Annotated in this window: 20 protein-coding genes; all 20 read left to right on the top strand. The window is 71.2% G+C overall.

The features are described from left to right. The first annotated feature begins 57 nt into the window (after positions 1 to 57). The 20 genes from BT364_RS19080 (at position 58) to BT364_RS18985 (ending at position 23,004) form a co-directional block, all read left to right on the top strand. Complete coding sequence (locus tag BT364_RS19080) at positions 58 to 579, top strand: aspartyl/asparaginyl beta-hydroxylase domain-containing protein (RefSeq protein ID WP_072486382.1); 522 nt, start codon at positions 58 to 60, stop codon at positions 577 to 579. Positions 580 to 598: 19 nt separating this feature from the next. Further along, positions 599 to 1,240, top strand: a complete 642-nt coding sequence (locus BT364_RS19075; protein ID WP_072486381.1) for a class I SAM-dependent DNA methyltransferase — start codon at positions 599 to 601, stop codon at positions 1,238 to 1,240. Next, positions 1,237 to 1,794 carry a hypothetical protein gene (locus tag BT364_RS19070; RefSeq protein ID WP_072486380.1) on the top strand — a complete coding sequence of 186 codons (558 nt, stop codon included), beginning with the start codon at positions 1,237 to 1,239 and terminating at the stop codon, positions 1,792 to 1,794. Before BT364_RS19075 ends, BT364_RS19070 begins: the two co-directional genes overlap by 4 nt. A gap of 33 nt (positions 1,795 to 1,827) precedes the next feature. After that, positions 1,828 to 3,129, top strand: a complete 1,302-nt coding sequence (locus BT364_RS19065; RefSeq protein ID WP_143166514.1) for a PLP-dependent aminotransferase family protein — start codon at positions 1,828 to 1,830, stop codon at positions 3,127 to 3,129. 4 nt (positions 3,130 to 3,133) lie between these two features. Continuing rightward, positions 3,134 to 4,417, top strand: a complete 1,284-nt coding sequence (locus BT364_RS19060; RefSeq protein WP_143166513.1) for a PLP-dependent aminotransferase family protein — start codon at positions 3,134 to 3,136, stop codon at positions 4,415 to 4,417. A gap of 73 nt (positions 4,418 to 4,490) precedes the next feature. Beyond that, on the top strand, positions 4,491 to 5,321 hold the full coding sequence (locus tag BT364_RS19055) for a TauD/TfdA family dioxygenase (RefSeq protein ID WP_072486377.1): 831 nt from the start codon (positions 4,491 to 4,493) through the stop codon (positions 5,319 to 5,321). Next, positions 5,318 to 6,016 carry a glycosyltransferase family protein gene (locus tag BT364_RS19050; protein ID WP_143166512.1) on the top strand — a complete coding sequence of 233 codons (699 nt, stop codon included), beginning with the start codon at positions 5,318 to 5,320 and terminating at the stop codon, positions 6,014 to 6,016. Before BT364_RS19055 ends, BT364_RS19050 begins: the two co-directional genes overlap by 4 nt. Then, complete coding sequence (locus tag BT364_RS40990; RefSeq protein WP_072486375.1) at positions 6,001 to 7,149, top strand: glycosyltransferase; 1,149 nt, start codon at positions 6,001 to 6,003, stop codon at positions 7,147 to 7,149. The genes BT364_RS19050 and BT364_RS40990 overlap by 16 nt, the downstream gene beginning before the upstream one ends. Next, positions 7,146 to 8,420, top strand: a complete 1,275-nt coding sequence (locus BT364_RS40985) for an aminotransferase class III-fold pyridoxal phosphate-dependent enzyme (protein WP_072486374.1) — start codon at positions 7,146 to 7,148, stop codon at positions 8,418 to 8,420. Before BT364_RS40990 ends, BT364_RS40985 begins: the two co-directional genes overlap by 4 nt. 10 nt (positions 8,421 to 8,430) lie before the next feature. Then, positions 8,431 to 9,801 carry a thymidine phosphorylase gene (locus BT364_RS19035; RefSeq protein WP_072486373.1) on the top strand — a complete coding sequence of 457 codons (1,371 nt, stop codon included), beginning with the start codon at positions 8,431 to 8,433 and terminating at the stop codon, positions 9,799 to 9,801. Continuing rightward, a complete protein-coding gene (locus tag BT364_RS19030) occupies positions 9,794 to 10,858 on the top strand; it encodes an acyl-CoA synthetase family protein (RefSeq protein ID WP_072486372.1) in 1,065 nt (354 codons plus the stop codon). Before BT364_RS19035 ends, BT364_RS19030 begins: the two co-directional genes overlap by 8 nt. Then, a complete protein-coding gene (locus BT364_RS19025) occupies positions 10,858 to 12,333 on the top strand; it encodes a carboxylesterase family protein (RefSeq protein WP_072486371.1) in 1,476 nt (491 codons plus the stop codon). Before BT364_RS19030 ends, BT364_RS19025 begins: the two co-directional genes overlap by 1 nt. Positions 12,334 to 12,353: 20 nt before the next feature. Continuing rightward, on the top strand, positions 12,354 to 16,115 hold the full coding sequence (locus BT364_RS19020) for an ABC transporter ATP-binding protein (protein WP_079179530.1): 3,762 nt from the start codon (positions 12,354 to 12,356) through the stop codon (positions 16,113 to 16,115). Next, positions 16,112 to 17,146 carry an SGNH/GDSL hydrolase family protein gene (locus BT364_RS19015; RefSeq protein ID WP_072486370.1) on the top strand — a complete coding sequence of 345 codons (1,035 nt, stop codon included), beginning with the start codon at positions 16,112 to 16,114 and terminating at the stop codon, positions 17,144 to 17,146. Before BT364_RS19020 ends, BT364_RS19015 begins: the two co-directional genes overlap by 4 nt. 86 nt (positions 17,147 to 17,232) lie before the next feature. Beyond that, complete coding sequence (locus BT364_RS19010) at positions 17,233 to 17,424, top strand: hypothetical protein (RefSeq protein ID WP_072486369.1); 192 nt, start codon at positions 17,233 to 17,235, stop codon at positions 17,422 to 17,424. 15 nt (positions 17,425 to 17,439) lie between these two features. Then, on the top strand, positions 17,440 to 19,257 hold the full coding sequence (locus BT364_RS19005; RefSeq protein WP_072486368.1) for a hypothetical protein: 1,818 nt from the start codon (positions 17,440 to 17,442) through the stop codon (positions 19,255 to 19,257). A 56-nt stretch (positions 19,258 to 19,313) separates the two neighbouring features. Next, positions 19,314 to 20,339: a zinc-binding dehydrogenase gene (locus BT364_RS19000; RefSeq protein WP_072486367.1), complete on the top strand. Its 1,026-nt coding sequence runs from the start codon at positions 19,314 to 19,316 to the stop codon at positions 20,337 to 20,339. Continuing rightward, positions 20,336 to 21,562, top strand: coding sequence for a class I SAM-dependent methyltransferase (locus BT364_RS18995; protein ID WP_072486366.1), 1,227 nt, complete (start codon positions 20,336 to 20,338; stop codon positions 21,560 to 21,562). Before BT364_RS19000 ends, BT364_RS18995 begins: the two co-directional genes overlap by 4 nt. Before the next feature lie 56 nt (positions 21,563 to 21,618). Further along, positions 21,619 to 22,152: a hypothetical protein gene (locus BT364_RS18990; protein WP_072486365.1), complete on the top strand. Its 534-nt coding sequence runs from the start codon at positions 21,619 to 21,621 to the stop codon at positions 22,150 to 22,152. Between the two features lie 219 nt (positions 22,153 to 22,371). Beyond that, complete coding sequence (locus BT364_RS18985; RefSeq protein ID WP_072486364.1) at positions 22,372 to 23,004, top strand: hypothetical protein; 633 nt, start codon at positions 22,372 to 22,374, stop codon at positions 23,002 to 23,004. Positions 23,005 to 23,127: the final 123 nt, after the last annotated feature.

Below are 23,127 nucleotides of genomic sequence, written 5' to 3'. Positions count from 1 at the left end.
GAAACCGGTTCGCCGTTGGCGGACTTGGCTGATCCGTTCCGCAGGAGGAGTCACGCCGTGACCGTGCTGACGTCCAGGACTGATCTCGACATCGACCCCGACAAGCTCCGCGAGTCGGTGGCAAGCCTGTTGGAAAGGCATCCGCTGGCCTTCGAGGGGACACGGCAGCTCGCTCTCCAGCACCGGCCGGCGGCAACGGACCCGTGGTACGAGGGCTGTCTGCGGCAGTCGTTGATTTCCTCGGACTCCGACTTCACCGAGGTGCACGCCGAACTCCGGGGCAGCTACCTGGGCGAGGTGTTCGACCGGCTCCCGTTCAAGCCCATCCGTACCAGGATCATGGCACTGGACCCGAAGCACTGCTATTCGGTGCACCGGGACATGACCCCGCGATATCACCTCGCGGTCACCACGAGCGAGCACGCGCGATTCGTTTTCGTCGAGCACGGCAAGGTCGTGAACGTCCCGGCTGACGGAAACCTTTACTACGTCGACACCCGGCATCTGCACAGTGCGTTCAACGGGGGCGACGACATACGGATCCACATCGTTTTCGGGACGGACAACGAGCAGAAATAGCGGCCGGAGGAGTCGGGGCGTGACGAACTTGGTGGCGCATTGGGACCACCGCGCCGAGAATTACGACGAAACACCGGGTAATTCACTGACGCCCGAACAGGCGGAGGCGTGGAAGTCGATGCTCGCGGAGGTTTTTCCCACTCGCCCGGGAAGGCTCCTCGACATCGGCTGCGGTACGGGCACCTACGCGTTGTTGTGCGCGGAGCTGGGTTTCGATGTCCACGGTGTGGACACCTCCGAGCGGATGATCGCGCGGGCGCGGGAGAAGGCGCTCGGGCGGCGAGGACCGGACGGCGGTCCCGCCGTCACGCTCTCGATGCTCGACGCGCAGGACATCGACGGCCGGTACGACGCGGTGTTCTCCCGGAACGTGCTGTGGACCGTGACGGACCCCGGCCGGCTGGCCGGAGTCGTGGCGACCCACACGACGGAGTCCGCCGTGTGGGTCGCCGTCGAGACGATGTGGGACGGCCGCCCGAACGGCGACTTCCGGAAGGCGGGGAAGGCGCTGCCGGGGTTCGGCGGCTGGCACCCCAACGTCCTCCGCGACGTGTTCGCGCGGCACGGATTCGCCCGCACCACCTGGTCGAGCATCTCCAACCGGCCGGAGCTGGCAACCGCGGACAAGGACCTCCACGTACTGTTCCGGGTAAGCCGATGATCATAGTCGTCACGGGCCCCTGGGCGCTGCCGAGGATGGAGATCGCGCGGGCAGTCGCCGGTCGGCTCGGTGGTGTCGAGGTCGTCGACGGGGAGCAGCTGGGGTTCGCCCTGATGGAGTTCCGTACCGGCCTGCCGGAGAACTTCCAGGAGGACCCCGTCTGGCAGGCGCTGTTCACGTCGCTGTGCGTCCACACCGCCCGGCACGGCAGCGGCTGCGTCCTGGCACCGATGAACGTCCATTCGAGCGAGCGACTGTCCCTCCTGCGGGCCGACATCGCGCGCCGGGGAGAAACGGTCCATGTCGTCGGCCTCCGGGCGCCCCGGGAGTACTGCGAGCGCCTGGCGGACACCTTCTCGTTCTTCGAGCGGGATTCGGCGGACTACCACCGTGTACGAAACTGGCAGTTGGCACGACTGGGCGAGTACCTGGAGTTCGTCGAGCACCCGCGGGCGCCGGTCGACCACTGGATCGACCTGCTGCCCGACGCGTCGTCGGAATGGGTGGTCTCGCCGATCGCCCAAGCGATGACGCCGCTGCTGGCGAAGCGCTGAGTGGTGCTCATGACGATCTTTCCGGAGGAAGTCGTGACGGAGACACGGGACGCGGCGTGCGTGGTCGCGTACCGGCGCCTCCGGCACGGGGTGTCCACATCGCGCCAGATCGGATACGGCCGCAACATGTACCCGGCCGCTCCGGAGCTCGTGGCGCAGATTCGTGCCCTGATCACGGTGTTGTTCGAACAGCAGCGCATGACGGACTACTCGACCGGGTTCGACGGCTCCGACCGGCACCTGATCAGTGCGCTCGCAGCGGAATGGCTGGGCCGTTTCGACATCGGGCCCGGCGATGTGTTCGTCATGTCCGGGTCGACGGAGGCGATCAGTGTGGTCACCGGGTATCTCGCCGGGCGGGGGTACGAGTACGTGCTGCCGCTGCCCTGCTACTACGCCTTCGAACAGTCCGCCCGCCGGTGGGGCATGCCGGTCGGCGCCCACTACAACGGCGACGGTCTGCTGCACGGCACCCGGTCGGGCGCGCCCAAGGCCCTGGTCGACATCGTGCCCAACGGGGTGACCGGTCGGCGTTTCCGGTTGCCCGACGGGGCCGGCGACGACTTCCGCATCCTCGATTCGGTCTTCCAGGTGTCCGCGGCGGCCGGCAAGGGGTCCGCGGTGGACGACCGGCATCTGCGCGAGGCCGTCCGGGACTTCGATCTCGGCCGGGGCTGCGTCATGCTCACCGCGAGCAAGGACCTGTCGGTCCCCGGACTGCGCGCGGGCCTGCTGATCACCCGGGATCCCGGCCTCAGACGGTATCTGGAGGCGGACCGGTTCGAGCGCTGCTACGCGCTGAACCCGTTGTCCACCGGCGTCGTCGCGCTGTACGTCGCGCTGATGTGCGCACGGGCGGCACAGCGGAAGGGCACCACGGCACCACGGCCTCCGCTGTTTCCCCCCGAGGTCGCGTCGAGCCGGCCGGCCGCCGACGATCCCCTCGCGACGATGCTGTGGGAATCACCGGTCGTCGACATCCTCGACCGGTACCTGCGCGGCATGGCGCGGCACTACGCGGCGGTCCTCACGGTCTACCGCAACCGGCTCGTGCCGCTGGGCATCGATCTCGACTCCCGGTACCCGGAGACCGGCTACTCCCTGTTCCTGCCGCTACCGGTCCGGGTCGACGGGCCGGAAGGCGCGGTCGTGTGGTGCAACCGGATCGGCCGGGAGGCGGGGCTCAAACTCAACCCGGCGGCGATTTTCGGGGGCAGCGACGAGCCGTGGGCGGTCCTGTACGACTGCACCCGCCCCTGGGTGCGGTTCAACTGTTCGGTCGCGGAGCCGGATGCCGTCGGCACCGTGAGCATCCTCGAAACGGCGTTGAGGTGATGAGGTGACGGAGCGAACTGGCGGAAAGACATCGGCGGGCGTCGACCCGCTGATGCTGGGCAGGGCGATAGCCGACGCCGACCGGCGGGCCGCGCACGCCCTCAACCTCGTGCCCAGCGAGAACCGGATCTCGCCCCTGGCCTCGGTGCCACTGGGTTCCGACTTCTCCAACCGGTATTTCTTCAACACCGCGGGCGACCCCATGTTCTGGGAGTTCCGCGGCGGGGAGGACATCGCGCACATCGAGGCGCTCGGGGCCGGGGCGCTCCGGCGGATGGCCTCGGCGCGGTACTGCAACGTGCGGCCGATATCGGGGATGAGCGCGATGATTCTCACCGTCGCCGCCCTGTCCGCTCCGGGCTCGACCGTGGTGAGCGTCGACCAGGAATCCGGCGGCCACTACGCCACCCCGGCGCTGCTCACCAGGCTGGGCCGGCGGTCCCGTCTGCTCGGCTGCGAGAACGGCCGGGTCGACACCTCGGAACTGGCGGACGCGCTCGCCCCCGGCGACGTGGACCTGGTGTACGTGGACGTGCAGAACTGCGTCAGGGTGCCGGACTTCGGAACGATGTCGGACGTGGTGCGGAGGGTGAGCCCGGCCACGCGGCTGTACGTGGACGCCAGCCACTACCTCGGCCTCGTCCTCGGCGGTCTCGTGGAGAACCCGCTGGCTTGCGGGGCCGACGCCTTCGGCGGCTCGACCCACAAGTCGTTCCCCGGACCGCACAAGGGCGTGGTCTTCACCGACGCCGAGGACATCGACGAGAGCCTGCGCTCCGCCCAGTTCGACCTGGTCAGCAGTCACCACTTCGCGGAGACCCTGGCACTGTCGCTGGCCGCGCTGGAGGTCGAGCACCGGATCGGGGACTACGCCCGGACGACCAACGACAACGCGCGACGGCTCGCCGCCGCACTGGCCGACGCGGGGTTCCGGGTCCACGGCGACAGCGGCACCGGCTACACCGACACACACCAGGTGTGGGTGGCACTGGAGGGCCCGGCAGCCGCGTACGCCCTGTCGAACAGGCTGGCCGAGGCGGGTATCCGGGTCAATCTGCAGTCGTCGATGCCGGGGATGCCGGGCGTGCACCTGCGCCTCGGTTCGAACGAGATCACCTTCGAGGGCGCCGGTCCGCAGGCGGTGGAGGAACTTGCCGCCGCCCTGGTCACGGCGCGGGAGCGACCGCTCGGACCGCGGACGGTGAGCGGGATCCGTGCCCGGTTCGGTCCGCCCTTCTACACCGATCCCGAGAAGCTGAGAGTGGAGGCCGGGCTGTGTACGTGCTGACCGGAAGGCCCTGCGGTGCCGGGGCGGGGGACGTGGCCGATCGGACCGTCTTCGACGTGCGGGGACGCGTGGCATGCAACTGATGAGGTCGGACTACACGGAGCTGACCGCACACGGCCGCGGATACGTGACCGATCTGCTGAAGCCCGACAGGACGCACGACATGCTGGAGGCCTACGGCTTCGCAGTGACGCGGAGCCCGGCCGGGACCGTGTCGACGGAGGACGCACACCGGGAGATGGCGGCGATACGCGCCGACTTCGGGCTGAGGGAACCCTACGCCCCGCTCCTGTACCGCGACCGGGACGCGCCGCTCGTCACCGAGGTGACGCGGAAGGCGGGCTCGGACCACCCGGCCTTCCACACCGGCGCGGCACAGGGCTGGCACACCGACGGGCTCCTGGAGGACATCGGGACCATCCGGACGACCCTGTTGTACTGCGTACGCCCGGCGCACGGAGGCGGCAGGACGTTCCTGCTCAACGCGGGGCGGGTGTTCGACGAGTTGCGGACGGAGGATCCCGAGGCGGCCGAGGTCCTGTTGCGGGGCACGATCCTCGGCAGGCGGTCGACGATCCCCGGCGCGGTCCGCGAGGCCGTCGGGCCCGTGTTCGCCGAGCTCGGAGACGGCCACTACGCCACCCGGTACGGCGAAGGACAGGTCGAGCGCTGGTACCCGAAGGACGCCGTGGAACAGAAGTCCCTCGCACGTGCGCTGGGCTACTTCAGGGCCCGGCGGGACGACCCGGACGTCCGGATCGACCTGCTTCTCCAGGCCGGTCAGTGCCTGATCTTCCGCAACGACGTGCTGGCCCACGGCAGGGAGAACTTCACCGACGACCCGCGGTGCCCGCGTCTGCTCCTGCGCAGCCTGCACACCGACGCCCCGGGGCGCACGTCATGAGGGCCTCCGTCATCGTCCCGATGGCCGGGAAGGGGACGCGCTTCGGGGCTCCGTACCCGAAGGAACTCCACGCCGTGAGCCCGCACCGCACCGTGCTGCACTGCTGCCTCGAACCGCTGGCCGCGCTCGACCTGACCCAGGTGCGGATCGTCGGCGTCGTCGGCGCGGGCCGGGCCCGGTCCATGGACGTGATCGGGGAGGAACTGGGCGGACGCGGCGCGGAGGTGGTCTTCACCGTGCAGAACCCGCGGCGGCACGGACCGGGTCTGGGCGGTGCCGTCCGCGCCGGTCTCCCCTACTGCGAAGGGGTGACCGCCGTGGTGCTCCCCGACCAGATCTTCACCACCGGAGAGGACGACTTCGCGGAGGCGATGGACATGGCGCGGCGGCACGGCCGGTCGGCACTGGTCCACCCGACCACGGACCCCGAGGTCCTGCGCGCCGACGGCGCGGTGGCGCTCGACCGGAGGACCGGTGTCATCACGGCGTGCGAGGAGAAACCGCAGCGGGGCCTCGACCGGTTCGACGGGCTGTGGGTGGTCCCGATGGTCTCCCCCGGCCACCGGGAGCTGCTGCCGGCGGTGGCGAGCGACCCGGCGCGCGTCCTGTGCGGCGCGGCCTACGTCGAGGTCGAGAGCTACGTCAACGTGACGCGGCCGTCCGATGTGTGGGGCCTGCGATGCCCGACGTACTGATGGACTGCACCGGACACCGCGTCGACTGGACGTCGCTGGGCGGAATCGGGCTGCGCGCGCGGGAACTCGCTGCGGAGATCGCGCGGGTCGCCGACGTCACGGTCTTCTCACCGGGATCTCTGCCCGAGCAGCTCGGTGCCGGGGTCCGGCTGGTGACCCGGGAGGCGGCGTGGGCCGACGAACTGCGGCGGAGCGACATGGTCTATTCCTTCGACTCGCCGTCCCCCGAGCGGCTGTCAGCCGTGGTCGACAGCGGCAAGCCGGTGATCGTGGAGAACGCCCCGCCCCTCGAACACGCGCTGTACCCGTCGCTGGTACGGAGCGCGGACCGCGAGGACGTCTACCGGGACACGGTGGAGGCGTACCGCCGCCAGTTGGCGAGCGGGACGTTCTTCACCTGCCGGTCGGCCGTGGAGCGGGCGACGCTCGTGGCGAACCTCTGTGTCACCGGGCGGGTCACGGTGGAGGCGATGCGGGCGTCGGGGGCACTCGACAGGCTGATCTCCACGATCCCCATCGGGTTCTCGGAGTCCGCCGCCGCGGCGGCGCGGCGCGAACTGTCCGGGGCGGACCCGGAGCGGACGTTCCGGGTGGTCTGGTCGGGCGGCCTGTGGACGTACCTCGACCCGGTATTCGCGCTGGACGCCGTACGGATGGCCCGGAGCCGCGGCGTGCCCGTGGAGCTCGTGTTCCTGTACGGGCGCGAGAACGCCGACAACGCGGTGGTGCTGTCCGTGCTCCTCGACGCCGTCGAGGAGCACGGGTGCGGCGACTTCGTTACCGTGCGCCGGGCCCCGCTCGGTCGGGCGGAGTACTTCCGGGTGCTGGCCGGCGCGTCTGCGCTGATCTGCGTCGGCCGCCGCGGCGTCGAGAACGACACCTGCGTGCGGCTGCGGGCCAGGGACTCGAGGCTGTTCGGCCTCCCCACCGTGCTCGACCGGCACGGCCCGACGTTCGACGAGTTGACCAGGGACGGCCTGGCCCACGGCGCGGACGACCCCGAGGAGGGCGCCGACGCCCTGGCGGCGATCCACCGGCAGCGCGGGGACCGCGCGCCCCTCGACTCGTACGCGTACCGCCGTACCGCGCGCGACCTGTGCGCATGGATCGAGAAGGGGAAGGGGGAACGATGAGTTCCGGGGAAGAGACGGCATCGGCCCTTGGGCGTCCCTGGCGGGCTCCCCACGACCACTCCGGGCCGACGTTCGTCGCCGGGCAGGGCGCCTGGCTGGTCGACCGTGGCGGACACCGGGTGATCGACGCGACGTCGGGCGCCCTGAACGTGTTCTGCGGACACGGTGTCGAGCCGATCGTGGACGCCTACCTGTCGCAGCTGAGGACACTCGCCCACGTCGACATGGCCCAGGGGCTCACCGGGCCCGCGCACCGGCTCGCGGACGGGCTCCGGGACATCCGGGGACACGGCGGCGACCGATTCTTCTTCGCCAACAGCGGTTCGGAGGCGATCGAACTCGCCGTCGGGCTCTCCTCGCGGTACTGGGCCGCGGTCGACAGCCGGCGGACGGGCATCGTCACCTTCGAGCGCGGCTACCACGGCTCGACCGCGCTGTGCCAGTCGCTGTCCGGCCTGCCGCAGACCAGCAGCGCACCGGACAGGTTCGGGGTGCGCGTCCATCATCTGACGTTCGGCGAGTTCACCGGCGCCGAGCAGCGGTCGGGAGCGGCGCGTGAGCACATCACCGCGCAGCTGCGGACGGTCCTGGCCGGTTCGGCGGCGGGCACGGTGCTCGTCGAGCCGTTCCTGAACGTCGGTGGCGGCATCCGGCTGCCCGAGGGACTGCTCGGTGACATCCGCCGTGCCTGCGACGAGTACGGGGCGCTGCTGGTGCTGGACGAGGTGTTCACCGGCGTCGGCCGGACCGGGGCGTGGTTCGCGCACGAGCACACGGGCGTACGCCCCGATCTCACGGCTTTCAGCAAGGGCTTGACCAACGGTGTGTGCGCGTTGTCCGCGGTCGCGGCCGACCACCGTGTGCTCGATCGGCTTCCCGCCGGGAGCATCGTGCCGTACGGCCACACCATGTCGGCCTCGGCCGCCGCCTGCGCGGCGGCGAACGCGACGCTGGAGCACATGCGCCGGACCGGGGCCGTCGCCGCGGCCCGCGCGATCGGCGCCAGGCTGCTCAGCGCGCTGGAGCGGGAGCTGCGCGGTACCGACGGTGTGGTCGACGTGCGCGGACACGGTCTCGCGCTGAGCGTTGAGCTCGACGGTGTCGACTGCGCCGGGAATGTCCAGCAGGTGGTCTACGACCTCGGCGCCTATACGCGGCAGCAGGGCAGCACGGTCCTGCTCGCACCGCCCGCGTGCCTGAGCGGCGCGGAGGAGGACCGGCTCGTCGACCACCTGGTCACCGGGGTCCGCAAAGTGGTCGCAGCACGATGAGGAGTCGACGATGACAGACACGTTCGGCGTCGACGACGCCCTGGAGCACATCGAACGGCTTCGCCACGGCGAGACGCTCACCACGGAGCGGGCGTCGGCCGTTCTCGGCCTCCACCGGACGGGCCGGCTCGCCGACTACCAGCTGTCCTCCTGGCTGGCGACCATCGCGGCGAGAGGGCTGCGGTTCACCGAGACTGTGGCCCTGACCAGGGCATATCTCGGCCCGGCCCGACGGGGGGCGAGGATCCGCCGCAGCGGGCGGACCGTCGTGGACAAGCACAGCACGGGTGGCATCGGCGACAAGACGACGTTGGTGGTCGTGCCGCTGGTGGCCGCGCTCGGAGTCCGGGTCTGCAAGCTGAGCGGACGTGGGCTCGGCATCGCCGGGGGCACGATCGACAAGCTGGAGAGTGTGCCGGGGCTCCGGCTCGAGTTCACCGAGGCGGAGCTGGCCGCGCGGCTCGCCGCGGACGACGTCGTCATCGGGTCCTTCTCCGGTGAACTCGTGCCCGGTGACACCGCGACGTACGACCTGCGGTCGGTGAGCGGCTGTGTCCGGTCGGCGCCGCTGATCGCCGCGAGCATCGTCAGCAAGAAGGTGGCGGTCGACGCCGACGCGGTCGTCTTCGACGTCAGGTACGGAGCCGGGTCGCTGGTTCCCGACCATGGGACGGCGCGTCGGCTGGCGGGGCTTCTGGTCCGGCTCGGCGGCGAGTTCGGCCTGCGCTGCCGGGCGGTGCTCAGCGACGGCTCCGTCCCCCTGGGCAGGGCCGTCGGCAATGCGGCGGAGGTCGACGAAGCGGTCGAGTTCCTGCGCGGAAGCGGTGACCGCGGGCTGGCGGCGGAGTGCGAGGCCCTTGCCGTACAGATGGTCCGCGTGGCCGAACCGGACGAACCCGAGGGCAGGATCCGGGAGCGGCTGCGGTCGGCGGTCGACTCCGGGGCCGCGCTGTCGATGTTCGTCCGGATGCTGACGGCGCAGGGCGGCGACACCGGGCCGGTGCTCGACGGGGGCGGGTACTGCCGGCCGGGGGCGCGGACGGCGGTGCTCGCGCGGGGGGCCGGGTGGGTCACCGACGTCTCGGCACTGGGCATCGGCCGGGCCGCGCTGAAGCTGGGGGCGGGCAAGGTGTTCGCGGACGACGTCATCGACCCGCACGCCGGAATCCGGCTCACCAGGCACCTGGGAGAGCGCGTGGCCGAGGGGGACGTCCTCGCCGAGGTGTTCCACCGCGACGGGCTCGACAGCGGCGAGGCGGTGGAGCTGGTGGCCGGGGCCGTCCGGGTCGGCCCCCGGGAGAACTGCCGGGTACCGCGTGAGCCGGAGCCGGTGTCCGAGGCGGACGTCCACACGGACGGGACGGGGGTGGTCCATGTCTAGCGCGATCGCCGCGCCCGCGTCCGAGCAGGAGCTGCGGGAGTACCTGTCTCAGATGCTGCGCTGGCACTTCGGCGAGGAGACGGGGTCACGGTTCTGGGTCGGCTACCGGAACGCGCTGCCCTTCGACCCGGTCGCCGACATCCACACCTTCGACGACCTGCGCCGGTTCCCGTCCCGGGTGAACAAGCTGCGCGAGGTCCGGGTCGAGGACCTGGTCCCCCGGGGGCTGGCGGAGGAACCCCCGCCCTACGTGGTGGAGTCCGGCGGCACGACCGGCAGGCCGAAGCGCGCCGTCCTGTCGCGGCCCCGGATCGAGCAGTTGGTCGACATGTACTGCGCGTACGTGCCGGAGGCCGCGGGGCACACCATGCTGTCGCTGTTCCCGACCGGCCCCCATCTCGCGGGGAACTGGCAGCGGCGGTGGGCGCGGCGGCTGCGCGTGCCCTACCTCCAGGTGGACATCGATCCGCGGTGGGTGAAGTCCGGGATCGGGGCGGAAGTACGGCAGCGGTACGTGGAGCACGTGCTGGCCCAGGCCCGGGATGTGCTCCGGACACAGCACGTCGGACATCTGCTGGTGACCCCTCCGCTGCTGCGCGCGCTGGCGCGGTCGGCGGAACTGGCGGAACGTGTGCGTGCCACGGTGCGGGTCATCACCTGGGGCGGGGCGCGCATGACGCGCGAAGAGCTGTACGAGTACGCGCAACTGGTTTTCCCGGACGCCGTCTTCGTCGCCACCTACGCGAGTTCGATCACGGGTACCCGGGCGCTGCTCAGGCGCTCGACGGCATACGACGACCTTCCGGTGTTCGACCCGGTCGGTCCCGAACTGTTCCTCCGCGTCGTCGACCCGGGCACGCGCGGGCCGGTGCCGTACGGGGCCCGCGGCCAGGTGCTGATGCACACGGTCACACGGGACATGTTCCTGCCGAACAACCTGGAACGGGATCTGGCCGTGCGCGTGTCCCGGGGCGAGGAGTGGCGGGGCGACTCGGTCGCGGATGTCGTCCCGATGGCGGAGTTCGAGGGAAGCCGGGTAGTCGAGGGGATCTACTGATGGGGAACGGCCTGGAGGGGCAGAAGGTCCCCGTTGTACGAACGACCGCCGCCGGCAAGGTCGGCGGGGTGCAGCACCGGCCGTCCGGCTTCGCCCTGTGGCGGGGCATCCCCTACGGCACGGTCCCGCCCGACGGCGGCCGGTTCGCCGGCCCGGTGCGGCCGGAACCCTGGGACCGGGTACGGCCGGCGCTGCGTCACGGCAGCATGTCCTGGCAGCTCCCGCCCGTCCACGACCGGGCATCCGGCACCCTGCGGGATTTCGGTTTCGCGCACGCCGCCGTCCCGGAGCACGAGGACTGCCTGAACCTGAGTGTGTACACGCCGGACCCCGGGCGCGCGCGTCTTCCCGTTCTCGTCTGGTTCCACCCGGGCATGCAGGTCGCGGGGTCGGGAAGCATGCCCGGCAGACATCCGGAGGTGCTCAGTCGCAACCACGGCGTCGTCGTGGTGACGATGAATTTCCGTCTGGGGTGCTGGGGTCATCTCTTCCTGGACGACCTGGTCGGGCGGGACACGGCGAACCTCAGACTGCGGGACCAACTCCTCGCCCTGGCCTGGGTGAAGGAGAACATCGCGGCCTTCGGCGGCGATGACACCGACGTCACCCTGTTCGGGGAGTCCGCGGGGGCGCACAACATCGGCTCCCTCCTGGGGTGCCGCGCCGCCGACGGGCTGTTCGAGCGGGCAGCGCTGTACAGCGGCGGGTGCGAGAACGTGGTGTCACGGGACGCGGCGACCGGGTTCGCCCGCGAGTTCCTGGAATGCGCGGGCCTCGTCGACGACCCCGCGCGCGTCTTCTCCGTCCCGAACGTGCACCTGAAGGTGGCGCACGAACGCCTGCTCAGGCGGCACGAGATCGTGCACTACCGGGATGTCGTGGACGGCGTGCACCTGTCCCGCCCCCCGATCGAGGCCATCGGGGCGGGGGCGGCCGGCAGGGTCGACCTCCTGGTGTCCAACACGGCGAACGAGGCCGGTCTGTGGGACCGCCTGATGCCGGGCGGGGCGCGCGTCATGGCGCGAGGCGCCGGGGCCGGGGCGGCACGGACGGCGCGGTACGGAACCGACCACGAGCGGTTCATCAACGCGGAGTTGTTCCTGCGCCCGTCGCATGACCTGCTGCGGACGAAGGCCGCGTCGGGCAGCGGCCGGTGCTGGTACCAGGTGTACGACCACGTCCCCTCGAACCACAGCTTCGCCGATGCCGACCGCGCGTTGCACGGCATGGATCTCGCATCGCTGCTGCTCGACCTCTCCGCCCCCGGCGCCGCGTCGGAGGCGGACGTCACGGTGGCCCGCCACGTCCAGGGGGCGCTCGTGGACTTCGCCCGCGGGAGGTGCCCGTCGACCGGCGGTGTCCCCTGGCCCGTGTACGACGGCGCCGCGGAGAAGCTCGTCCGCATCTGCCGGGAACCGCGGGTGGAAACCGCCGAGTGGCCGCTGGACGACGACCACGCGGCAGCCGGCCGGTAGAGGAGCGGGGGCGACGGGGAGTGCGTACAGAACTGCGGGCGTCGCCGTCGTGGACGACGCGGCTGATCGTGTCGTGGGCTGCCGAGCGGCGGGCGGCGCTCTGCGCCGTGGTGCTCGCGCTGGTCGGCGCCGGAATCGATCTCGCCACGCCGCTGGTGGTCGGATCCGTGGTCGACGGGCTGGCCACCGGCCGGGCGGTCGCCCGCTGTGCACTCGTCCTGCTCATGGTCGCCGCCGTCCTCAGGTTCGTCGTCCAGTTCGGCCAGCGCGCGACCGCGAGCCGCTTGGCGACGCGGGTGCAGCACGAGCTGCGGGTGGCTCTGCTGTCGTCCTTGTGCCGCTACTCCGGTGAGCAGCAGGACGCGTTGCGGCGGGGCGAGGTCGTGTCGCGGTCGATCACCGATCTGCAGGTGATCCAGTCGCTGCTGGCCCTGGCCCCGCAGGCGGCCGCGGCGGTGTGCCACGTCACGGTCCAGATCGTGATCATGTTCGTGCTCTCCCCGGTGCTCGCGCTGGCGACGCTCGTCACCGTTCCGCTCGCGGGTGTGCTGGTGGTCCGTTCCCGGCGACGGATCCACGCGGCCACCTGGCTGTCCCAGCAGGCCGCCGCCGACCTGACCTCGTTCACCGGCGAGGCCATCGCCGGACTGCCCGTCACCAAGGTCTTCCAGCGGGAGGAGCTGATCGAGAACCGCTTCCGGTCCCTGGCCTCCGCGCTGTTCGGGCGGCGCCGGCGCGTCGCCCGGCTGAACTCCGTGTTCACCCCCGTCCTGATCACCCTGCCGCAGTTCGCGCTCGTCCTGGTCATCGGAGTAGGCGGGACGATGACCCTGCGGGGCGATATCGGCGTCGGCACCTTCGTCGTGTTCGCCACGTACCTGCTCACCATGACCGGGCTGGTCCGGCTGCTGGCAGGGGTGGTCTCCGCGATCGCGCTCGCCCGGTCGTCCGCCGACCGTATCCACGCGATCATCGACAGCGGCGGCCACGAGCCGGACACGGTCGGCGACGGCTCCCGGACCGGTCGGGGCGGCGGTCTCGGTGGAGGTCTCGGGGTGGTGCTGTCCGACGTCGGGCTGAGGCTCGGGCCAAAAGCGCGGGACGTACTGCGGGGGATGAGCCTCACGGTCGCGCCCGGGGAGTGCCTCGGTGTCGCGGGCCGGGCCGGCTCCGGGAAGTCGGTCCTCGGGCTGCTGCTCCAGGGGCAGTACCGGCACAGCTCGGGGCAGGTCGAACTCGTCGACCGTGCGGGCGGCTCCAGGGCGGCGGCTCCGGGCGACCCCGATGCCGTACTGGTGACACAGGAGCCGTTCCTGTTCTCCGGCACCATCAGGGACAACATCCTTCTGGGCCGGGAGTTCCGCGGCGACCGGTACGCGTCGGCGGTCGCCGACGCGGCTGTGGACACGATGCTCGACCGCATGCCGGACGGGGACCGGACCCACGCCGGCGAGGGCGGGGCCCGGCTCTCCGGGGGCGAGCGGCAGCGGATCGCCCTTGCCAGGGCGCTGTACAACTCACCGGGCCTGTTGGTGCTCGACGACGCGACGTCCGCCCTGGACACCCTGACGGAGGCGCGGGTGCTCGATGCCCTGCGACGGCGGCTCCGGGGCGGGTGCACCGTCGTCGTGACCGGCCGACGGCGGGTGGTGCTGTCGCTCGCCGACCGGATCGCGGTCGTCGAGGGCGGTCGCGTGGTAGAGCACGGTGGCGCCGCGGATCTCATGGAGCATTCCGTGCGGTTGAAGGCCCTGATGGGAGAGGAAACAGGGACACCGACGCTCGGCGCCGACGAGATCGCGGGCAGCGGGCGGGGCGCGTGCGAGGTGCCGTCGGCGAACGGCGGGCAGGGCAGGGCGCGGGCCGGGAACCAGAAGGATTCGGCCGCGGCACTCGGGGCGTACGCCGCCCGTCTGCCCGCGGTCGTGGACAAGCCTGCGGAATCGGATCTCAGGAGCGGGCGGCGGGACGGCCCGTTCGGCTTCGGGGAGGCACTGCGGCCGGTCCGCCTGCCGGCTCTCGCTGCGGTCGTGTGCATCGGCGTCGAGGTCGTCACGGCCGTGACGCTTCCGGCGGTGGCCCGGGCCGTCCTCGGGCGTTCGGCGGAGGGTGACGCGACGGCGGTCGGGGCGCTGTTCGCACTGGGACTCGCGGTCACCGCGGTGAGCTGGGCCGCGGGGTGGGGAACCATCCGTACGACCACGCAGGTGTGCGACCGCGTGCTGTTCGCCGTACGCCTGCGCTGCTTCCGTCACATCCAGCGCCTCCCGCTGCCCTACGTGGACCGGGTGCGGTCGGGAGGGCTGCTGACCCGGATGACGGCGGACATCGACTCGCTGTCCGCGTTCGTGCAGACGGGTCTGCTGTCCCTGGTCGTCAACCTGTTGCTGGTGCTCGGGGTCGGCCTGGTCGTGGTCTGGATCGCGCCGGGCTACTGGCTCGTCCTGGCGGGGGCGGGGGGTGTGGTGCTGGCCGGGGCGGCCGTGTTCCAGCGCGTCGTCTCCCGGTCGTATCCCAGGGCGCGGGAGCTGCTCGCGGCCGTCAACGCCGACCTGCACGAAAAGGCACACGGCATCCGTACGGCGCAGATCTTCCGCTGCACCGGGCGGATCGTCGCGCAGTTCGCGGAGAAGTCGGCGGCATACCGCGACGAGCGCCAGGTCGGGCAGCGTGCTGTGGCGTGGTTCTTTCCCCTGGTGGCGCTGACCATCGACATGGCGCTGATCTGCGTGCTGCTGCCGGCCACGGCGGACGGGCTGCCCCGGGCGGGCGTCTCCGACAGCGGGACCGCCACTGACAGTGGGACCGTCACCGCTCTCATCCTGTACCTCTCCATGTTGTATTACCCGATCCAGCAGATCGCGACGGTCTACGACAGCGCCCAGCAGGCCAGGGTGGGAGTCCGGCGCGTCAACGGGCTGCTGTCGGAGCCGGCCGAGGAGCCGGTCGGGGAGGCGGCCGACAAGGCGGTCGGGGAGGCGGTCGGCGGCGCACCGGCCGGCGCTTCGCGCGTCGGTGCGGACATCCGCTTCGACCGGGTCGGCTTCAAGTACCGGGAGGACGCCCCGTATTCGCTCCTGGATGTCGTCCTCGACATTCCGCCGGGGGCGTCGCTCGCCGTCGTCGGCCCGACGGGCGCGGGCAAGTCGACCATCATCAAGCTGCTGGCACGGTTCTACCGCCCGCAGCGGGGGGCGATCCGCGTCGGCGGTGTGGACGTCGACACGATCCCGCTGCGCGACTACCGGCTGCGGACCGCGATCGTGCCGCAGGAGGCGCATCTGTTCAGCGGTTCCGTCGGCGAGAACATCGCGTTCGGACGTCCCGGCGCGTCCCCCGCGGAGATCATGGAGATCGTCCGGTCGTTCGGCGTGTCCGAACTGATCGACTCCCTGCCCGGCGGACTGGACTACGACATCGGCCCTCGGGGATCCGCCCTGTCCGCCGGACAGCGGCAGGTGGTCGCCGTACTGCGGGCACTCGTGTCGTGCCCCGAACTCCTGCTGCTGGACGAGGCCACCGGAGCACTGGACCTGGAGTCGGAGCGCAGCGTCGTCAACGCCCTGCGCGGTGACCGGAGCGGGCGGAAGACCGTCCTGGTCGCCCATCGGCTGGCCACCGCCGCGCAGGCGGACGTCATCGCCGTGGTCGAGCGGGGCCGCCTGCTGGAGGTCGGCGGGCACGAGTCCCTGCTGGGATCGGGCGGGCTGTACGCCCAGCTGTGGGCCGCCTCCGGACACGACGGAGCAACGATCGACCGAGGACGAGGAGGTAGGGCGTGAAGTCACTGACCTGTGGTGAGGGGTTCCGGTTCAACGGGGCGGTGTCGTTGCAGCGGGGCGAGAACTGGGTGGCACCGTGGCGGGTGCCCTTCGACCGGGCCCGCTTGTACTTCCCGGAAGGCGGCATCGGACGGGCGGGGATGCCGTCCGGGGTGGCCGTCGTGCTGATGACGGACACGGAGCACATCGAGCTGGACTACCTGTGCTCGCGGTGCCCGGACAACATCGTCGATCTCGCCGAGGACATCGAACAGCTGGAGTCCGTCGATGTGGTGGTGGACGGGCGCCGCCTCGGCCGGCGTGCGTTGTCGGCCTCCAAGAGCGAGGAGACCCTGCGACTCGACCTCGGGAACGAGAGCGGTGGCGACCGGCCGGTCGAGCTCTGGCTGCCGCTCTACGCCCAGTTCCGCCTGATCGGCCTGCGGGTCGACGAGGACGCGACGGCGTCCGTGCCGGCCCCGAACCCGAAGCGGTGGGTGCACTACGGCGGTTCGCTGTCGCAGGGGATGGGTGCGGACTCGCCTCTGACCAGCTACGTCCAGTCGAGCCGGTGGCGCGACGATCTCGACCTGGTGTCGGTGGCCCGGGGCAAGGGCACGCACCTGGAACCGGTGTTCGCGGATCTGATCGCCGAGTTGCGGCCGCGCTACCTGACCATGGCGGTCGGCGGCATGGTCTATCTCACCGGATCGCTGAATCAGTACACGTACCTCACGAACATGCTCGGGTTCGTGAAACGCGTCATCGACGCCGTGCCCGACTGCGAGGTGGTCGTACTCATGCCACCGGCGAGTCCTCGGTACCGCGACCGCAAGGGCCCGGGCGGGCTGACCGCCGCGGAGTGGGTGGAGGTGCACGAAGCCACCGTGGAGTCGGTCATGGAGTGGGGCGACAACAGGGTCCACCACGTCCGCCAGTGGTCGGACGTCGACGAGTCCGATTTCCTCGCCGACGGCATCCACCTGGCATCGAGCGCACACCGCCGGTACGGGAAGTACCTGGCGGAGCAGATCCGCGCACGCGTGGGGTAGCACTCGTCGATCCCGTGACGGGCAAGCAGGGCAAACAGGAACGAAATCGGACGACGGGCGGCATTCGCCCGATGAGGAGGAACGCTGTGCAGGATGCCGAGCAGGCACGCGACGACGAGCGGCACGCCCCGGTCCGGCCGGACGGGCCGACCGGGCCGGCCAAACCCACGGGCGCCGCTGCCGAGGACGACCCCGACTGGTTCGACGACGTACCGGACGAGAACGTCGGGTCGGTGCTCTCGCTGGACGAACTGGCCCCGTACCCGGGGATCCAGTGATCGGAGAGGAGTGTTGTGGGGCCTTCGCACCGAGCCGCCGACCGGGCCGCCACCGGCCTGGCCGACAAGCGGCAGCAGGAAGTGCTGGACTGGTACGCGTCCCGGCCGGCCGGGCGTGGAACCGAGCAGGCGTGGCCCGAGGGCGCGGTGGTCGTCATGGGCCGTGATCTTCTTCCGCACGATGCCGACCTGGCCGCCATCGGATGCCGTGTGGTCGCGCAGACCTCGCTCGACGACTGGCGGCGGGGTTCCGCCGAGCGGTCGGTCCCGGCGTCGGCGAAGTACGTCCTGGTGGTCGTCGCCCGGCAGGGGTTCGATCTCCGGCTCGCCGGGGACATCGTGGACTTCGGGCGCCGGATCGGCCTCCCGGTGGGCACGTTGCCGGCACGCTCCACCGGGGAACTGGCCTTCATGCTCCGGCGCATGGCGCTGGCCAGACGGATACGGTCCGGGAAGCACGTCTTCGTCGACGCCGCCGACTCGTCGTCCGTCGTGGGCGATGCGGCGGAATTCGCCGATCCCGGTGCGGAGGGTGTGCACAGCGTCTCCGTGTACGGCCACGGCAACGAATCACACGTCAAGATCGGCGACAGGTTCGTCTGCGCGCACAGTGCGAGCGGCTTCCCCGCGCAGGACTGCGAGTGCGCGCAGCACGGTCTCAGACTGTGCAGGCTCGACGACATCCGCTGCGCATGGATCCATCTGGGATCGTGCGGAGCACTGATCCCGGACTGGCGACGCAGTCTGCCCGCGACCAACTTCGTGGACTCCTTCGCGAGTTCCTATGCGGCGACGCTGTGCGGATCGCTCCACCGCATGCCGACGTCGCGCCGGGCGATCGTGGGCCACGAGCTGGCTCAGCTCGGCGGGGCCGCGCCGGACGGATCCGGCCGGTCGGCGGGGACCCTGTGTCTGGGCGACCCGGTCCTGCTGCGGCACAGCCGCGGTATTCCGGACCGGAAGGCGACCGTCGTGTCCCTGGGCGACGAACTCAAGGAAATCGAGACGGGGTTGGCGTGTCTGTCCGAGGACAGGGAGCGGCTGCTGGCGCTGACGCGGACGGTCGACGACGCGCGTGGCAGCGTCGTCTCCCTGCGTCTGGCGGGAGGCCCTGCCGCGCACGAGGCGCTGGCCGCCTGCGCGCGCGGGATCGACAGTGCCTCGGGCTGGGCGGTACGGGCCGCCGCGGTGCTGTCGGTGGCGAACGAACGGACACTGTACGGCGAGACCGTCCGGGCCGATTTCACCCGCTGCGTCGCCAGGGTGGAGGGCCTCGCCGGACGGTTCGAGCGGGAGTTGGTCTCCTTCGTGGCGAGCGTGCCCGCGATCGGCGCCCGGGCCGTCGAGCGCGCCATGAAGACCGGGCTGCTCTTCGGGCCCACGGGGTCACAGGTGCTGTGCGCCTGTCGGTTGTGCGGGCTCCCGGTCCGCGTGGGCACGGCCCGGGGTGCGGCGGACGACCGGGAGTGCTTCTGGGCGCGGTGCGACGTCTGCGGACACCTGGCGAGGTCGTCGGACGGAGAGCGGTTTCCACTGATCGACGTGGAGGAGCCGGGGATGGTCGGCGTGCGGTTCTTCGGCGGTACGCGGCTCTCCGGCGGCGCGCGCCCGGCCCCGTCCGCGCGGGTGGTCGTCGACGTCGACGACGGCGGGGGCCTGCACACCAGGAGCGTGCACAGCATCGCGGCAGGTGACGAGGTGCGCGTGCGCTGCGATACGGGCGGCTCCGGGCCCTCGCTGCGGGTGCGGGCGCTGGTGGTGTCCGGATTCGCGATGTGGTTCGCGCGCGCGACCGTGCCGTCGGCCGAGCTGCTCGGCTCTCCGTCCCACTGACGTGAAGGAAGTCATATGCGTGGTAACGCTGTCGGACAGTCCAAGGACGAGGACTCATGAAGGCCGTGTTCGCAACCGCCCCCGATCCCGACGACCCGTTGTCCACTGTTGTCGTCGGGCACCGCCCCGATCCCGAGGTGCCTTTGGGCTGGGTGCGGGTGGAGGTCCGGGCGGCTTCCCTGAACCACAAGGATCTCTGGACCCTGCGCGGCGTCGGGATCAACCGTGACCAGTACCCGCGCATCCTTGGCTGCGAAGCGGCGGGGGAACGGCCGGACGGGACGAGAGTGGTGCTGTATCCGCTTCTCGATTCCCCGCCGGGCATGAGCGACGAGACGCTGGCGATGCCCGCGGCGCAGCTCGTCGGTGCCCGGCCGGGCACTCTCGCCGAGTACGTCACCGCTCCCCCGGAGAGCCTGCTGCCGGTCCCGGACCACCTGTCCTGGGAGGAGGCGGCGTGCCTGGTGTGCACCTGGCTTCCCGCGTACCGGATGCTGTTCACGAAAGCGGCGCTGCGTCCCGGGGACACCGTGCTCGTCCAGGGCGCCGCGGGCGGGCTCTCCACCGCGCTGATCAGCCTGGCCTCGGCGAGCGGCGTGCGCACCTGGGTCACCGGCCGGTCCGCCGACAAGCGGGCCCTGGCCCGTCGGCTGGGGGCGAGCGCCGTGTACGAACCGGGGGCCGAACTGCCCGAACCGGTCGACGCGGTGATCGACAGTGTGGGCAGGGAGACGTGGACGCACACGCTGCGCAGCGTCCGGCACGGCGGCACGGTGGTGGTCGCGGGCGCGACGACGGGTGATGTGCCGCCTGCCCGGCTGCACCGGATCTACTTCCACCAGATCAACGTCGTCGGCTCCTTCAGCGGAACGAGGGAGGAGTACGGGCGCATGCTGACGTTGATGGGCACCACCGGCATCAGACCGCTGGTGGACGATGTGCTGCCGGCCCAGGAGGCACGCGCGGCGCTCAAACGGCTCGCGGACGGCGACGTGCGCGGCAACCTCGTCCTCACCTGGCCGGGTGACGCCGGACCGGCAGGCGGGCCGAAGGCGTTCACCGGCGAGCGGACCGGCCGGTGAGCGCCGCGATCGATGTCGTGCGCGAGGCGGGCGACAGCGCCGCCGTCCCACCGTGCGACAGCCGGTTCCACTACGTTCCGCCATGGCGGGCCGCGACGTTGGGAGCGCTGGCGGAGCGGGTCCTGCCCCCGGTCGCCGACGTGGCGGCACGGTGCGCGGCCGCCGCCCGGCCGGACGAACCGATCACCGCCGCCGAGACGGCGACGCTGATCGCCGCGTGCGCGTACGTACGGCTGCGGGGCGGGGGCGACGGCTGCACCCTCGCTTTCGGTGGCCTGCCCCCGGAGCTGGCGGGACACGCCCGGTCCGAGCGGATGACGGTGCGGGCGGCGCTGGAGTGCGTCGGCTGGTTCGACGCCAACCAGCGTTTCCTCACCGGCGTACACATCGCACCGGACGGGCCCGCCGGGACAAGGCCTTTTGACGGCGCGCTCTACGGGCCGGAACTGGCACGGCGGTATGCCCCGGCGCGGCAGGTGACCGAGCGGTTCAACGACGTGCTGCGCGGTTTCGCCAAGGACTTCCTCTGCTCGCGCCGCGTCCTGGAACTGGGCACGGGCACCGGCAGGCTCGCACGCAACGTCGCGCCCTTCGCGGGCTCCTACACCGGGATCGAGGCATCGCGCGCGATGATCGACGCGGGACGCCGGGACGGCCTGGACGTGCGGCACGGCGACATGATGGCGATGCCGTTCGCCACGGGCTCGTTCGATGCGGTCGTCGAGCACGAGAGCATCGACTTCTGCACGGAGCCGTTGCTGGCGGCCACCGAGGTCGAACGCGTACTGGCTCTGGGCGGTCGGTTCTACCGCGTCGAGCTGGAGACCGCGCCCGCCGCCGGGATCGGCCGACTGCAGGAGGGGATCACCGCACGGCTGGCGGACATGTCCGGCGGGGTCTTCCCGTACTGGACCAAAGGACAGCGGCAGCGTCTGCACGGGTGGCTGTTGTGGCGGGGCTTCGTGCACCGCAGGATCGAGCTCGCGCGATGGGACGAGACCCGGACGCTGCGCGACTGGTTGCAGGGTCTGGTGAACGCGAGCTATCCGTCCTTCTCGGGCATCGACGAGCGGACGGCGTTGTCGGTCTGTGCGGAGTTGGCGGGCGCGGCCTCGCTGGGGGACCTCGACACGCGGTGGCCGGGACGCGTCGGCATGACCCTGCACCAGTACGAGTTCATCGACTGGTGCTGTCCCGGACACCGCCCCCGTCCCCGAACCTGACCTGCGTGCTCGCCCTGCGGGGCGAGCCGAACCGTCCAGGAGAGAAACTTGCCGGTGTGGATCAACGGCCCTTTCGGGCCGGCAAGTCGAGCGTCACCGACCGGCTGACGCGGATCGTCGGCAAGATCATCTTCTTCGACCCGGAAGAGGCCGGCTTCCATCTCCGCGCATGGGTGCCGATGCCGGAGTCGGGGAACTTCCAGGAGCTGGCGTGTTGGCGCGATGTCGTGGCGCAGTCGTGCGCGGCGTTCGTACGGCACTATCCGGATCATCTTCTCGTCGTCCCGATGACCGTGGTGAACGACGCCTATCGTCGGGAGATCTCCGACATCATCCGGAAGGACACCGATGACGTCCTGCACTTCCGGCTGTCGGTCGGCGGGGAGCTCCACGCGCAACGCATCACCGACCAGGTCGTACACCCGGACGATCCGGTGAGGGACGCCGAGGTGAAGACGTGGCGGCTCGCGCAGATCGACAGCGCGATGGCCTGCGAGGGGCGACTGGGGGCGGACACCGTCGTCCTGCTGACGGACGATGCCGGTCCCCGGCAGCTGGCCGAACGGATTCTCACCGAAGTGAACGGATGAGACACACGACTGGCTCACCTGAGCCGTATCGCCCCGGCTGAGTACCCGACGATCACCTGTCCGATATGGGAGGATCAGCCGCTGTGAGGACGTTTCCCCTTCAGTCCACCGCACCCATCGGACCAGGCCGGCCGGTACCGCTCACCCCCCGGACAGCCCACCACCACACGCACGCCCCGGCCGCACACCGGGCTCCGACCCGCCCCCGTTCCGCACCCGATGACTGACGAACGCGCCGCGCGTGCGATCGACGCGACGCGACTGCCCGAGGACGTCATGGCACGCATCGACGCCCTCGACCCCGGAGAGGACCTGGTGATCACCCGGGACGGCGAACCGGTCGCGAGGATCTCCGGCGTCCCCGGCAGCGTCGTCATCGGCACCGTCATCGATCCGGTCACGCCGAGCGCGGCCGATGAGGAGCCGTCGGCCACCGACAAGGGCGTCACGGTCGTCGTGACGGCGATGAAGCTGTCGGATTCGGCCCGCACCTCGCTCTCCGACCGACTCGGCGCGGACTACATCGTGCTCGACATGCACGTGGCTCCCGTATCGGCCGACGTCCTGCTGGTGCCGCCGGTCAGCCCGCAGCTGATCGGGAGCCTGCGGTCGGCGTTCCCCAGGGCCCGGGTCGTCGTCGCCGAAATCGAGGACGACGAACTCGGAGTCAGCTACCAGGGCCCCGTCCGACGCCTGCTCGACGCAGGCGCCGAGGCATACCTGCCCCCGGCAACCGTCCCCCAACTGGCAAAACGTCTCAACCAGACCCTCACCCACCGAAGCCACCCCCTCGACAGCTCCCCCGCCCCGGAAATCGAACCGCACCGCGAGACACCGGATTCCCAACGGTGATCGAACCGACGCTCGCGCAGGCCGGGCAGGGTGCCTGACCCGGCATCGGGACGACACGTCGAATGGCTGTGCGTCGAAGGCTGGCGGACGTCCGCCGTGGCTGCCTCGGCGGACGCGGTTGAA

Source organism: Streptomyces atratus (assembly GCF_900119365.1).
Lineage (GTDB): Bacteria > Actinomycetota > Actinomycetes > Streptomycetales > Streptomycetaceae > Streptomyces > Streptomyces atratus_B.
The sequence above is the reverse complement of the archived record's forward strand: the minus strand, read 5'-3'. Positions and strand labels throughout refer to the sequence as shown.

Coding starts and splice junctions, on each gene's coding strand:
- BT364_RS40985 (WP_072486374.1), top strand. CDS start 7,146: ATGAGTTCCGGGGAAGAGACGGCATCGGCCCTTGGGCGTCCCTGGCGG.
- BT364_RS19000 (WP_072486367.1), top strand. CDS start 19,314: ATGAAGGCCGTGTTCGCAACCGCCCCCGATCCCGACGACCCGTTGTCC.
- BT364_RS19035 (WP_072486373.1), top strand. CDS start 8,431: ATGACAGACACGTTCGGCGTCGACGACGCCCTGGAGCACATCGAACGG.
- BT364_RS40990 (WP_072486375.1), top strand. CDS start 6,001: ATGCCCGACGTACTGATGGACTGCACCGGACACCGCGTCGACTGGACG.
- BT364_RS19070 (WP_072486380.1), top strand. CDS start 1,237: ATGATCATAGTCGTCACGGGCCCCTGGGCGCTGCCGAGGATGGAGATC.
- BT364_RS18985 (WP_072486364.1), top strand. CDS start 22,372: ATGACTGACGAACGCGCCGCGCGTGCGATCGACGCGACGCGACTGCCC.
- BT364_RS19025 (WP_072486371.1), top strand. CDS start 10,858: ATGGGGAACGGCCTGGAGGGGCAGAAGGTCCCCGTTGTACGAACGACC.
- BT364_RS19055 (WP_072486377.1), top strand. CDS start 4,491: ATGCAACTGATGAGGTCGGACTACACGGAGCTGACCGCACACGGCCGC.
- BT364_RS19050 (WP_143166512.1), top strand. CDS start 5,318: ATGAGGGCCTCCGTCATCGTCCCGATGGCCGGGAAGGGGACGCGCTTC.
- BT364_RS19030 (WP_072486372.1), top strand. CDS start 9,794: ATGTCTAGCGCGATCGCCGCGCCCGCGTCCGAGCAGGAGCTGCGGGAG.